General features: G+C 61.4%; 1 protein-coding gene. It reads left to right on the forward strand.

What is annotated here, in order from left to right; translation table 11 throughout:
• Positions 1-150 precede the first annotated feature (150 nt).
• Positions 151-16251, forward strand: coding sequence for an Ig-like domain-containing protein (locus MWH02_RS16705; protein ID WP_271461064.1), 16101 nt, complete (start codon positions 151-153; stop codon positions 16249-16251).
• Positions 16252-16288 lie beyond the last annotated feature (37 nt).

Consider the following 16288-nt stretch of genomic DNA (forward strand, 5'->3'; position numbering starts at 1 on the left):
GGCGGCTAAACAAAACTCAACGCGATTTCATTCTCAGCCTGTATGAAATCGATCAAGAGAAGAAGTGAATAATCGTCGCGATTATTCGCTGTAAAAGCCGGTGTCTGCTGATACCGGGCGTGATTATGGAAACTGCGGGATCTCGATAACATGAATAATATCTCAGTAACCCCAAAAGGTGGGACCGTTGCTTCTGAGCTGAGTGGAAATCAAGTTAATTTGACCGCTCCGAGTTTGGTGAAGCTGCATCTTAATCAGTCTGATATTAAGTCTTTCACACGCAATGGTAATGATTTAGTCGTCACCACGAAGTCTGGTGAAGTGGTTGTTATTCATAATTTTTATAGCCCGAATGGCGATAGCGATCTGGTTCTGCAGGACGATCGCGGCGCCATGTGGTGGGTTGAAGATCCCGGTACAGAAGGTTTCCAGTACGTTTCAATCGACAGCACCGAAGGGCTGTTAGCGGAAAACACCACCAATAACGGCACCATTGCCGCCTTTGGTATCGGTGGTGCGGCGCTGGCGGGCTTAGGTGCGCTGTTTGCCGGTTCAGGTGGTGGTGGCGGTAATGCCTCGCCGACCAATCCCGATGACGGTAACAACGGCGGCAATCCCACCAACCCAACTAATCCTACCAACCCAACCAACCCAACCAATCCCACCGATCCCGGTGAAAACGACACTACGCCGCCAACCGCCATCACGGATTTAGTGATCACCGACGCCGTAGGTCCGTACCAGGGCGTGATTGGCGCGGGTGCCATTACCGATGACAACACACCCACGCTGAGCGGCACCGCTGAAGCGGGCGCGATTGTCAGCATTTACGATGGCAGCACGCTGCTCGGCACCGTGACCGTTGGCGCCGATGGCCGCTGGAGCTTTACCACGCCAGCGCTGGCGGAGGGTCAGCATAGTTTGACCGCTACCGTCACCGACGCGGCGGGGAACACCAGCCCAGCGACCAATCCGGTGGATTTCACCGTGGATACCGTGGCGCCCGCAACGGTTGGCGACCTGAGCGTCATCAACAACAGCGGTTCGACTGCGCAGCCCATAGCTAACGGCGGCGCGACCAAAGACACTACGCCAGTGCTGAGCGGAACCGCAGAAGCGGGCTCAATTATCACTATCCGCGATGGCGATACGGTGCTCGGCAGTGTCATCGTGGGCAGCAATGGCGCATGGAGCTTTACCAGCCCAGCGCTGGGTGAGGGCAGCCATACGTTGAGCATCACCGCCACCGATGCGGCGGGCAACGTCAGCACGCCAGCGACCATCACTTTCACCGTGGATACGCAAGCGCCAGCAGCAGTCATCGACCTGCAGGTTAACGATAATTCAGGCGGCAGCGGCGGTACCGTAAATAACGGCGGGACGACCGATGACAACACGCCGACGCTTACCGGCAGCGGTGAAGTGGGGGCGATTGTCAGCGTCTACGATGGGCAAACGTTGCTGGGTACGGCGGTCGTGGGTTCCGATGGCAGCTGGAGTTACACCACCAGCGCCCTGAGTAACGGCAGCCATAGCCTGACGGTGACCGTGACCGATGCGGCTGGCAACGTCAGCGCGCCATCAGCCCCTTATGAAATCACCGTGCAGGCCGCTATTCCGCCTGCCACAACGTCGCTGGAAATCACCGATGACTCCGGCAACACGCTGGTGCAGCTCAGCAACGGCGCCAGTACTCAGGATAACACGCCAACGTTGAGCGGCCTGGCGACGGCGGGTGCGCTGATCACGCTGTATAACGGCACCACGGTGCTGGGTAGCGTGGTTGCGGGCAGCGATGGTCAGTGGACCTTTAACCCAACTGCGTTGGCTGACGGTGCCTACGCGCTGCACGCCACCGTTGATAACAACGCGGGCAGCGTGACGCAAACGCCAACCATCACCATCACGGTGGATACCGTCGCACCTGCTGCGGCCGGTGGCGTAACGCTGAGCGATAACGATGGCAGCACGCTACAACCGATTGCCGCCGGTGGCGCGACCAATAACACCACGCCGGTGCTGAGCGGCACCGCTGAACCGGGTAGCACCGTCACCGTGCGTGATGGCGATAGCGTGCTCGGTACGGCAACCGTGGGCAGCAATGGGTCATGGAGCTTCACTGCGCCGACCTTAACCGAAGGCGGTCACAGCCTGACCGCCACGGTCACCGACGCGGCAGGTAATGTGGGTCCAACCTCGACGCCGATCGCCTTCACCGTGGATACTCAGGCACCTGCGGGTGCCAGCAATGTGGTGATCAGCGATAACGTCGGTGCTGCAACCGGCCCAATCACCGCGGGCGGCACCACCGACGACAGCACACCCACGCTATCCGGTAACGGTGAAGCCAACGCCATCGTCAAAATTTATGATGGCAGCACGCTGCTCGGCAGCGTCACCGTTGGCAACGACGGCACCTGGAGCTTTACCACGCCAACGTTGAGCAACGGTAGCCATTCGCTCAGCGTAACGGTGACCGATGCGGCAGGTAACGTCAGCCCGGCGACAACCGGTGTTGGCTTCACCGTCAACGCTGGCGTACCGCCAACCACCAGCACGCTGGAAATCACCGATAACAGCGGCAGCACACTTCGCCTGTTGCCAGAAGGTTCCACCACGCAGGACACCACGCCAACCTTGAGCGGTCTGGCCTCGGCGGGCGCGCTTATCGAGTTATATAACGGTACCACGCTGCTCGGCAGCACCGTCGCGGGTGCAGATGGGCAATGGAGCTTTACGCCAGCCACTGCGCTGGCCGACGGGACTTATGCCTTCCACGCCACGGCCACTGATACCAATGGCAATGTGACCGATTCCGGCACCCTCAACATCACTATTGATAACACCGCGCCGGCAGCGGCTGGCGACTTGCAATTGAGCGATAACAGCGGCAGCACCGTGGTACCCATTGCCTCTGGCGGCACCAGCAATGACAACACGCCAACCTTGAGCGGCACCGCAGAACCGGGTAGCACCGTTACCGTGCTGGATGGCACCAACGTGCTCGGCAGCGTAACGGTGGGCAGCGACGGCAGCTGGAGCTTCACCTCGCCAACCCTGAGTGACGGCAACCACAGCCTCACCACCACCGTCACCGATCCGGCCGGTAACACCGGTCCGGCGTCGCCAGCCGTTACTTTAACAGTGGATACCACGCCGCCAGCCGTTATTGCCGATCTGGTGATCGAAGATAGCGTCGGCGCGGTACAAGGACCGTTAACGTCCGGCGATACCACCGATGACCGCGCACCAACCCTGAGCGGCACCGGCGAGCCGAATGCCACCATCAGTATTTACGATGGCACCACGCTGCTGGGTAACACCACCGTGGACACCGACGGCACATGGCGTTTCACCACGCCAGCGTTGAGCAATGGCAGCCATACCCTCACCGTCACCGCCACGGACAGCGCCGGTAACGTCGGCCCAGCCAGTCCGCCGATTGTGATCAACGTTGATGCGGCTATCCCGCCAGCCACATCGTCGCTGGAAGTGACGGATGAAAACGGCAATACAGTGGGTCAGCTGACTGACGGCGGCAGCACCAACAATGACAGCCCGGTATTAACCGGTTTGGCGGGGCCCGGCAATATCATAACCCTGTATGACGGCACCACCGTGCTGGGCAGCACCACGGCGGGCAGTAACGGTCAGTGGATTTTCTATGTCACCGGTTTAGGCAATGGTCCGCATGCATTGCACGGCACCATTACCGATGCCAACGGCAACGTCACTGATACCGCCACCATCAACATCACCGTGGATACCATCGCGCCCGATGCCGCAACCGACGTGGAACTCACCAACGATGCGGGCAGCATTACGCAGCCAGTTACCGCTGGCGGGGCCAGCAATGATGCGACACCAGTCTTAAGCGGCAGCGCGGAAGCGGGCAGCACCGTTACTATACTCGATGGCACCACCGTGTTGGGTACCGTGACGGTCGGCAGCGACGGTAACTGGAGCTTTACCACACCGACGCTGGCGGAGGGCAATCACAGCCTGAGCACCACCGTGACCGATGCGGCGGGCAATGTTAGCCCGGCGACCACACCGATCGCCTTCAGCGTAGATACCACTGCGCCAGCGCCGGTGAGCGGTTTGGTGGTGAACGATAACGTCGGCGGCAGCACCGGTCCGTTGACTTCGGGCACTATCACCGACGACAGCACGCCAACCCTGAGCGGCACCGCCGAAGCGGGATCGGTGGTGCGCGTTTATGACGGCACCACGCTACTGGGCTCAGCGACAGCGGGCAGCGACGGTAGCTGGAGCTTCACGCCAGATGCCGCGCTGACTAACGGCCAACACAGCCTGACCACCACCGTCACCGATGCGGCAGGCAATGTTAGCCCGTCGTCGCCGGTATTTACCCTCAATGTCGATGCTGGCGTTCCGGCGACCAGCAGCCTGCTGGTGGTGACCGACGACAGCGGCAGCACGCTGGTTGAACTGCCAAACAACTCCAGCACTAACGACACCACGCCGATTCTTAGCGGCCAGGCGGGCGCGGGCGATCTGATCACGCTGTATAACGGCACCACCATCATTGGCAGCACGGTCGCGGGTAGCGATGGGCAGTGGAACTTCACGCCTGCGGCGCTGGCCGATGCCACTTACGCTTTCCACGCGGTCGCCACCAACACCACAACCGGCGTGGAGACCGATTCGCCAACCATCAACATCACCATTGATACCGTGGTGCCGACCGCGCCAACCGGCGTGGCGCTGGAAGATGGTGCAGGTGTGCCGATCCCGGAAGGCAGCAGCACCAATATCAACACGCCAACCTTGAGCGGCAGCGGTGAAATTGGCAGCACAGTGACCATCTCGGATGGCACCACCGTGCTCGGCACCACCACGGTGGGCAACGATGGCAGCTGGAGTTACGCCACGCCACCGCTGAGCGATGGCGATCATAGCCTGACCTCAACCGTTACCGATGCCGCTGGCAATACTGGCCCGGCTTCTACGCCGGTGACGGTGACCATCGATACCCAGCCGCCTGCCGCAGCGGGCAATGTGCAGTTCACCAACGATGATGGCACACCGCTGGCTTCAGGTAGCACTACCGGCGACACCACGCCAACCCTGAACGGCACCGCCGAACCGGGCAGCACCGTGACGGTGAGCGATGGCACTACGGTGCTGGGCACCGCAATCACCGGCATCGACGGCAACTGGAGCTTTACACCAACCGATCCGCTGAGTGAAGGGCAGCACAATCTCACCACCACCGTCACCGATACGGCCGGTAACGTCGGCCCTGCGTCGTCGGTGGTGATTGTGATTGTGGATACCACGCCACCGGCAGCGGCGACCGATTTGCAACTGAGCAACGATGGCAGCGGCACGCTGGTGCCGGTCGCGGATGGCGGCACCACCAACGATGTCACGCCGGTGTTGAGCGGTCGTGCGGAGCCGGGCAGCGTCGTGACGGTGTCTGATGGCAGCACGGCGTTGGGTTCGGTGACCGTCGGCAACGATGGCAACTGGAGCTTTACCTCTCCGGTGCTCGGCGATGGTTCACACAGCCTGACCACCACCGTGACCGATGCGGCGGGCAATACCGGCGCGGCCAGCGCGCCATTGACCTTCACCATCGATACCACGGCACCGCCAGCACCGGGCGGTGTGCAGCTGAGTAACGACAGCAGCGGCACGTCTGTTCCTATTCCCTCTGGTGCGGCAACCAACGATGCAACGCCAGTATTGAGCGGCACCGCAGCGGCGGACAGCACCATTACCGTTTCTGATGGCGCTACCGTACTCGGTACCGTCACTGTCGGCAGCGGCGGAACATGGAGCTTCACCACGCCAGCGCTGAACGAGGGCAATCACAGCCTGACCGCCACCGTTACCAGTCCGGCGGGCAACACCGGTGCGCCCTCTGCGCCCATTGTGGTCACCGTGGATATCACGCCACCTGCGGCGGCAACGGGTCTGCAACTCAGCAACAACGAAGGAGCGACGCCGGTACCGATTGCTGCGGGCGGCACCACTAATGACACCACACCTGCGCTGAGCGGCATCGCAGAAGCGGGCAGCATCGTCACGGTGAGTGATGGCACTACCGTGATCGGCAGCGCAGCCGTTGGCAGCGATGGCAGCTGGAGCGTGATCCCAACCGCACCGTTGACGGCGGGAGAGCACACGCTTACTGCGACCGTCACCGATCCGGCCGGTAACGTTGGCCCGGCATCGGCCCCCATCGTCGTCAATATCGACACCGCCCAACCGCCAGTCGCAGATGATCTTGAGCTGAACAATGACAACGGCGGCACGCCAGTTCCGATTGCGTCCGGCGGCGCGACCAATGACACCACGCCGGTGCTCAGCGGTAGCGCAGCGGCGGGCAGCACCGTGACCGTACTGGATGGCACCACCGTGCTCGGCACCGTTGTGGTTGGCAGCGGCGGCAGCTGGAGCTTCAGTACGCCGGCGTTGAGCGAAGGCGCGCACAGCCTGACCACCACCGTCACCAGCGCATCGGGTAACGTCAGCGATCCGTCTGCGCCGATTAACTTCACCGTGGATACGCAGCCACCGGCAACCTCAACCGGCCTGCAACTGAGTAACGACGGCGGCACGGCGATTGCCGCTGGCGGTATCACCAACGACAGCACGCCCGTGTTGCGCGGCAGCGCCGAAGCGGGCAGCACCATCACCGTACTGGATGGCACCACCGTGCTGGGCACCGCCACGGCGGACACCGACGGCAACTGGAGCTTTACGCCAACGATCGCGCTGGGCGAGGGCGCACACAGCCTGACCACCACCGTCACCGATGCGGCGGGCAACAGCAGCGGCGCATCCACGCCGGTTACCTTTACCGTGGATACCTCACCGCCAGCCGCCGCCACCGATCTGCAGCTCAGCAATAACAACAGCGGCACGGCGATTCCTGTTGATACCGGCGGTCGCACCAACGACACCACGCCAGTGTTGAGCGGCAGTGCCGAAGCGGGCAGCGTCGTCACCGTGCGTGATGGCACCGAGGTACTGGGCAGCACCACCGTCGGCACCGATGGCAAATGGAGCTTCACTCCGGCCAATCCGCTGGACGAGGGCGCGCACAGCCTGACCGCTACCGTCACCGATCCGGCCGGTAACGTCGGCCCGGCCTCTACGCCGTACGCGGTTACCATCGATATCACCGCGCCGCCAGCCGTGATTACGGTAGCACTCAGTAACGATCAGGGCAGCACGCCAACGCCAATCCTCTCGGGCGGAGCCACTAACGACACCACGCCGGTGCTGAGCGGTACCGCCGAGGCGGACAACATCATCATCGTGCGTGACGGCACCACCGTGCTGGGCTCGACGATTGTTGGCACCGATGGAACCTGGAGCTTCACCTCGCCAGCGCTGAGCCAGGGCGCGCACAGCCTGACGGCAACCGTCACTGACGCCGCAGGCAACAGCAGCGCTCCGTCTACGGCAATCGCCTTTACCGTCGATACCGAGGCACCGAATGCGGCGACAGGGCTGCAACTGAGTAATGATTCCGGCCAAACGCCGGTACCGATTGCTGCAGGCGGCGCCACCAACGACACCACACCGGTGTTGAGCGGCAGCGCTGAAGCAGGCAGCATCGTGATTGTTTCTGACGGCAGCAACGTGCTGGGATCTGTTGTGGTCGGCAGCGGCGGCAGCTGGAGCTTCACTTCGCCGGAGCTGGGCGAGGGCGATCACAGCCTGACCACCACGGTGACCGACGCCGCAGGTAACGTCAGTTCGCCGTCCGCGGCCCTGAACTTCAGCATTGATACCACGCCACCAGTGGCGCCAGGTGCGATCGCGCTGAACAACAACAACGGCAGTTCACCGGTTACGATTGAGGCAGGCAGCACCACCAACGATGCCACACCGGCGATCAGCGGTACCGCAGCAGCCGGCAGCACCGTGACCGTGCTGGATGGCGCTACCGTGCTGGGCACCGCGATTGTTGGCAGTAACGGACAGTGGAGCTTCACCACGCCAACGCTGGGTGAAGGTGCGCACAGCCTGACGGCGACCGTCACCGATCCAGCGGGTAACGTCGGTCCTGCCTCCGCAGCCATTGCCTTTAACGTTGATACTGTTGCGCCTGTTGCGGCAACCGGACTGGTGCTGAACAACGACAACGGCGGTTCGCCGGTGCCGATTGCTAACAACGGCACCACCAACGACAACACGCCAGAGTTGAGCGGTACCGCAGAAGCCAACAGCATTGTGATTGTGTCTGACGGCACCACCGTGCTGGGCAGCGCCGTCGCCGATGCGCAGGGCGCCTGGAGCTTCTCACCCAATCTGACCGATGGCACGCACAACCTGAGCGTGACGGTGCGTGACGCCGCAGGTAACACCGGACCGGCAAGCAGCACCATCACCGTCACCGTAGATACCGTGGCACCACCAGCGGCGACCGGCCTGACGCTGACCAACGATATTGGTACACCCGTTAGCATTCCGAACGGCGGGCTCACCAACGACAGCACACCGGTGCTGAGCGGTTCTGGACAAGCGGGCAGCATCATCACCGTGTCCGATCAGAACGGCGTGTTGGGATCCACCACCGTCGGGGCGGGCGGAACCTGGACCTTCACGCCGGCGAGCGCGCTGGCGGATGGAACCCATACCTTTAGCGTCACGGCCAGCGATGCGGCAGGAAACGTCAGTGCGCCGAGCACCATTGGCGTCGTGATTGATGCCACACCGCCAGCGGCAGCGCTGAACGTGGTCGCCAGTAATGATGAAGGCACGTCGCCGGTGGCTATCACCAACGGCGGCTTCACCAACGACAACACGCCATTCCTTACCGGTACCGCCGAAGCGGGCAGCACGGTGATTATCCGTGACGGCACAACCATCATCGGTAGCGCTTCGGTGGGCAGTAACGGCCAGTGGAGCTTTACCTCACCCACGCTGGATGAGGGCGCGCACAGCCTGAGCACCACCGTGGTGGATGCGGCGGGCAACGTGAGTACAGCGTCAGCGGCGATTGATTTCACCGTCGACAGCGTGGTTCCAGCGCCAGCCACGCTGGTGGTGAACAATGACAACGGCGGGACGCCCGTACTGGTGCCGAACGGCGCCACCACCAGCGACAACACGCCGTTGCTGAGTGGCACAGCGGAAGCGGGCAGCCTGGTCACTCTTTATGATGGCACCACCGTTATCGGCTCGACCACCGCAACGGCGGGCGGAACCTGGAGCTTCAGCTCACCGACCTTAACTGAGGGTTCGCATACGCTGACCGCTACCGTAACCGATGAGGTCGGCAACGTCAGTTCGCCATCCTCGACCTTTACCGTGGTGGTGGATGCCACCGCACCGCAAACGGCTGACGATCTGCTGCTGCAAAATAACAATGGTGGCTCACCGGTGACCATTGCCGATGGCGGCATTACCAATGACAGCACGCCAGCCATCAGCGGCACGGCGGAAGCCAACGCGATTGTTCGCGTCTATGACGGCACCACCTTAGTGGGTTCAGCCGTAGCAGGCAGCAACGGCGCATGGAGCATCACCACCAGCGCGCTGACGGACGCAACGCATACGCTGAATGTCACCGTGACCGATGCGGTGGGCAACGTGAGCGCCAATGCCTCGGTATCATTGACGGTGGACACCTCTACGCCGGCAGCGGTGTCGAGCTTTGCTATTTACAATAATGCGGCCACTACCACCGTGCAGGTGGCGGATGACGGTGACTCCAACGACAACACGCCTTTGCTGAGCGGAACCGGTGTAGCGGGCACCATCATCAACATCTACGAGGGCAGCGATCTTCTTGGCACCACCACGGTAGGCGACAACGGCGAGTGGCGCTTTGAAACTGCGGCTTTAGATGATGGCCAGCACAGCTTTACCGTTTCAGTCACCAACGCTGCGGGCACGACGGGCCCGGAAGCGATACCGATTACGATTAATATTGATACTGAGGCACCAGCGGCGGTCACCGATTTGGTGGTTAACGACAACGTCGGTGGTAGTACCGGCAACCTGGTGAATGGCGCAATCACCGATGACAACACACCGACATTAAGTGGCTCTGCCGCAACTGGCAGCGTGGTGTCTGTTTACGATGGCACAACATTGCTGGGTACAGTTACCGCCACTAATGGTGCGTGGACCTTTACCCCTGCGGCGCTCAGTAATGGCAGCCATACCTTTACCGTTACGGTCAAGGATCTGGCAGGAAATGTAGGCCCAGCGTCCTCTGAATTCACTATCGACATTGAAGCGGGTCTGCCACCTGCAACCACTACGCTACAAATCACCGATAACAGCGGTAGCACCCTGGTTGCTTTGGGCGATGGTGCAAACACCAAAGACAGCACGCCAGCCTTAAGCGGACTGACGACGGCAGGCAACATTGTCAGAATCTTTGACGGTACAACTGAATTGGGAAGTGTCACCGCCGGTGCTGATGGGCAATGGACTTACACGCCAACAGCATTACTTGACGGTTCTCATGCACTTTCAGTTCTGGTAACGGATTCTGGCGGTAATGACGGGGTGCAATCGGATCCGATTACGATAACCATCGACACCATTGCCCCTGTCGCAGTCACCGACCTGGCCGCTGCGAATAACAACGGTGGCTCGCCCGTGCCGATTGCTAACAACGGATCGACCAACGACAGCACTCCGCAACTCACCGGCACCGCTGAAGCCAACGGCATTGTCACCATTTATGATGGCAACACCGTTATCGGCTCAACCACCGCTAATGATCTCGGCGCATGGAGCTTCACGTCGCCAACGCTGAGTCAGGGCGGACATGCGCTGAGCGTCACCGTGACGGATGCTGCGGGTAACGTCGGTCCGCGCTCTGATGTCGTGAACCTCACTGTCGATACCGTGGCACCCAACGCCTCGACGCTGGTGGTCACCAACGACGTCACCAGCACGGTGGTGCCAAATGGCGGTTCGACCAACGACAACACGCCGACGCTGAGCGGTACCGCAGAAGTGGGCAGTGTGATCACCGTTTACGACGGTACGACCTTGCTCGGTTCGGTTGCTGCCGGAACAGGCGGAGCATGGAGCTTTATTTCACCGGTACTGGGCGAAGGCAGCCATTCGCTCACCGTGCGCGTGACAGATGCCGCCGGTAATACTAGCGCGGCATCCAGCACGGCAACGGTGATCGTAGATACCGTCGCACCAACGGCGGTGAGCGGTTTGACTGCTGCCAACAACAACGGCAGTTCGCCGGTGACCATTGCTGCGGGGGGTAGCACCAATGACAACACGCCAGCACTGAGCGGTACGGCGGAAGCGGGTAGCGTGGTGGTGATCCGTGATGGCACCGACGTTATCGGTTCTGTCACCGCAGGCAGCAACGGCGCATGGAGCTTCACGTCACCCACGCTGGCTGATGGTCTGCATACCCTGAACGTGACGGCGACCGATTTCGCCGGTAACGTCAGCCCGAATGCGGCGATCAGCTTCACTGTGACCACGGCAGCACCAACGCCAGTCACCGATCTGGTGGTTTCTGACAACGTAGGTGCAACACAAGGACCGCTCACCAGCGGTGCGGCGACCGATGACAACACGCCAACGCTGAGCGGTAATGCTACCGCTGGCAACATCGTGATTATCTCGGAAGGCACCACGGTGCTGGGTTCTGTGGTGGCGGGCAGCAATGGTGCGTGGAGCCTTACCACAGCCGCATTGAGCGACGGATCGCATCCGTTGAGCGTGACGGTACGCGATGCAGCCGGTAACACCAGCGCGGCGACCAACTTCACGGTCAATGTCGATACGGTGGCGCCAGCCAACGCAACCTTGTTAATCACTAGTGATCTCACCAGCACCACGGTGCCGAATGGTGGTGCAACCAACGACAGCACGCCAACGCTGAGCGGTACGGCGGAAGCCGGCAGCCGCGTGTCGATTTACGATAGCGGCACCCTGCTGGGTACGGCAGTGGCAGGCAGCAACGGCGCATGGACCTTCACCACCGATGTGCTGACGCAAGGCGCTCATCCACTGAGCGTCACGGTCACCGATGCGGCGGGTAACGTCAGCGGCAGCACCTCGGCCACGGTGATTATCGATACCGTCGCGCCGGGGGCGGTGTCCGGTCTGGCCGCGGCCAACAACAACGGCAGTACGCCGGTGGCGATTGCCAATAACGGCAGCACCAATGACAACACGCCAGCGCTGAGCGGTACGGCAGAAGCGGGCAGTCTGGTGATTATCCGCGATGGCACCTCGATTATCGGTTCTGTTACCGCAGGCACTAACGGCGCATGGAGCTTCACCACGCCAACGCTGGCGGAGGGGGCGCACACCTTCAACGTCACGGCGACGGATGCAGCGGGCAACGTCAGCCCGAATGTAACGCTGACTCTAACGGTGGATACCGTGGCACCGGCGCCCGTCACTAACCTGGTGATCAACGATAATGTGGGCGGCATTCAGGGGCCACTGGCGGACGGTGCGGTGACCGATGATGCCACGCCAACGCTGAGTGGTACGGCAGAAGCGAATGCGATTGTCACCATTTACGACGGCACCACGGTGCTGGGTTCAGTGGTGGCCGGCGCGGGCGGTGCGTGGAACTTCACCACTGCCACGCTAGGCAACGGTGTGCATCCGCTGAGCGTAACGGTGAAAGATGCAGCGGGTAACACCAGTGCCGCCACCACGCCGGTTTCCATCACGGTAGACACCGTGGCGCCAGCGGCCTCAACGCTGGTGATCACCAATGACATCACCAGTAGCACGGTGCCGAGTGGTGGCTTCACCAACGACAACACCCCAACGCTGAGCGGCGTGGCGGAAGCGGGCAGCCGCGTGTCGATTTATGATGGCGCGACGTTGCTGGGGACGGCGATTGCGAATGGCACAGGCGCGTGGACCTTCACCACCGACGTACTCTCCGCCGGCACGCATCCACTCAGCGTTACGGTCACCGACGCTGCGGGTAACGTTAGTGGCAGTACCTCGGCCTCGGTAATCATCGATACCACGCCGCCAGCGGCAGTCACCAATCTGGTGGCCGCTAACAATAACGGCAGTACGGCGGTGACCATTCCGAACAACGGCGTGACCAACGACAATACGCCGCTATTGACCGGTTCCGGAGAGATTGGCGCGAAGATCAGCGTTTACGATGGCACCACGCTGCTGGGCACCACCACGGTGGGCAGCGGTGGCACATGGAGCTTCGTCTCGACGGCGCTGAGCAACGGTGTACATACGCTGAACGTCACGGCAACCGATGCGGCGGGTAACGTGAGCCCGAACGCCTCAACCACCCTGACGATTGATACCGTGGCGCCGAATCCGGTGACCAATCTGGTGATCAATGATGACGTCGGCACTCTTCAGGGGCCGCTGGCGAACGGTGCCTTTACCGATGACGCCACGCCAACCCTGAGCGGCACGGCGGAAGCCAACGCGATTGTGACCATCTACGACGGTACCACCGTGATTGGTTCCACCACCGCCAATGGTTCAGGTGCATGGAGCTTCACCACCGCGACCCTGAGCAACGGCTCCCATCCGCTGAGCGTGACGGTGACCGATGCAGCGGGTAACACCAGTGCGGCATCGGCGACGGTTTCCATTACGGTGGATACCGTGGCTCCAGCGGCGTCAACGCTGGTGATCACCAATGATGTCACCAGTACCGTGGTGCCGAGCGGCGGTGCTACCAACGACACCACGCCAACGTTGAGCGGCGTGGCGGAAGCGGGCAGCCGCGTCTCGATCTACGATGGTGGCACCTTGTTAGGCACGGCGATTGCGGGTAGCACTGGCGCATGGACCTTCACCACCGCCGCGCTCACGCAGGGCACGCATCCATTGAGCGTGACGGTAACGGACACGGCCGGTAACGTCAGCGGGACGACGTCGGCGTCGGTCATTATCGATACCACGCCGCCAGCGGCGGTCACCAACCTGGTCGCTGCCAATAACAACGGCAGCACGGCGGTGACCATTCCGAATAACGGCATTACCAACGACAGCACGCCGCTGTTGACCGGTAACGGCGAAGTCGGGGCACGGATCAGCGTGTACGACGGCACCACACTGCTGGGCACCACCACGGTGGGCAGCGGTGGCACATGGAGCTTCGTCTCAACTGCGCTGAGCAATGGCATCCATACACTGAACGTGACGGCAACCGATGCGGCGGGCAACGTCAGCCCGAACGCCTCGACCACGCTGCGCATCGACACCGTGGCACCAACGGCCAGTACGCTCACCATTACCGACGACGCCGGCAGCACGCCGGTGACGCTGACCAATGGCGCGTACACCCGGGACACCACGCCAGTGCTGAACGGCACGGCGGAAGTGGGGGCGATTGTCACCATCTACGATGGCACCACCGCGCTGGGTTCAGTAACGGTTGGCGCCGGTGGCAGCTGGACTTACACCCCCAGCGCACTGGCGAACGGTGCGCATCCGTTGAGCGTAACGGTGACCGATTCGGCGGGTAACGTCAGCACCGGTAACACGGCGGTGACGGTGAACGTCGATACTGTGCCGCCTGCGGCGGTAAGTGGCCTGGCAATCAACGGTGCCGGTACCACGGTCACCGGTAGCGGTGAAGTGGGGGCAACGGTAACGGTACGTGATGCGGGCGGTAACGCGCTGGGTACAACGACGGTAGGCAGCGGCGGTTCATGGTCGGTGAGCCTGAGTACGGCGCAAACCACCGGTGCTTCGTTGTCGGTGATTCAGACTGACCGCGCAGGCAACGTATCGACCAGCACCCCGCTGACCGGTGCGATTCAAATCGTGGCAGCGAATGATGTCAACGAAGTGGATTACACCACCCAAATCGGCACCATCACCAATGCCAATACCAGTTCGACCAGCGTCGCATTGCTGAGCGTTAACCTCGGCAGCGTGCTGGGTGTGGGAGTATTGAGCAGCACTAACGCCTATATGTTTAACGTTGGCGCAGGGGATACGCGCACGGTGACATTACACGCCTCGGCCACCAGCCTGGCGGCGCTGACATCGACTTATACCTTGTACCTCTATCAACAGCAGGCGAACGGCACCTGGGCGCTGAAATCCAGCAACGCCAACTACATCACCACGGTTCTGACCATTGGTACACAAACCGGTGGCAACGTGACTTACAGCAACCTCGGTACAGGTAACTATGCCGTGCTGTTGGGCACCAGCACCGGTGTTGGCGTGTTGCCATCGACTACCGTCACCACCACGTCGGATATTACAACGCTGGCGTTGACCGTGGCGGCAACTGTCACCGGCAACCTGTTGACCAACGATACCAGCTCCGTCGCCGGTACGGTGCCGAACGGTACGGTGGTCACCCAGGTGACTGGCAATGCGATTGCGGCTACCGGTAACACGGTGATCACCAGCAGCTACGGTACGCTGGCCATCGATTCGCACGGTAACTACACCTATACGCTGAAGGCGGGACTGGATGCCGATCTGGTACCAGCCACCGACGTCTTCACCTATTCGGTGCGTGATGCCAGCGGCGCGGTGACCTCGGCCAGCTTGACGGTGAACCTGCACAACGGTGCATCCACCAGCACGCTGCTGGCGACCAACAGTCTGGTGGCCGAAGCCACCAATGACCACGACGCCAGCGGCAGCATCTACGGTTCAGCATCGGGCACGCACACCGGAACCTTGAGTATCACTAATGAACACGGCGATATCACCACGGTTCACAGCGTGGGTACGACGTCGATTGCCGGCGACTTTGGTGTGCTGAGTATTGCCGCCAACGGTAACTACACCTATTCACTGAATGCGGGCGTGGATGGACAATCCATTACCCATAAAGAGGTGTTCAGTTACACCCTGGCGGCGAGCGATGGCACCATCACCACGCAGTCGTTCACCATTGAGCTGCATCCAACCATCACAGGAACCACGGGGGCTGACACGCTAACCGGCGGTGCCTACGACGACACCATCACCAGCGGTGCCGGCGCAGATACGTTGGTGTATCACTTACTGGCGAGTGCGGATGCTACCGGCGGTAACGGTCACGATACCTGGACCGACTTCAATGTCGCGCAAGGCGACAAAATTGACGTCAGTAACTTGCTTATCGGCTGGAATGATTCCACAAGTAATATTAATGATTTCGTGAAAGTGGATCATACTTCAGATGGCAATACGGTGCTTTCCATTGACCGTGATGGTACCGGTACGGGTTACAGCACCACTCAGCTGATTACGCTGGAAGGCGTGAACGTTTCTCTGGAGGAGCTGCTGCAACAACCGCACCAAAACCACACGGCGTAATCGCTCTGTGATGCAGGGATGCAGTTAGGGCGCAGGG

It is taken from the genome of Pantoea leporis (assembly GCF_028048155.1).
Classification (GTDB): domain Bacteria; phylum Pseudomonadota; class Gammaproteobacteria; order Enterobacterales; family Enterobacteriaceae; genus Pantoea; species Pantoea leporis.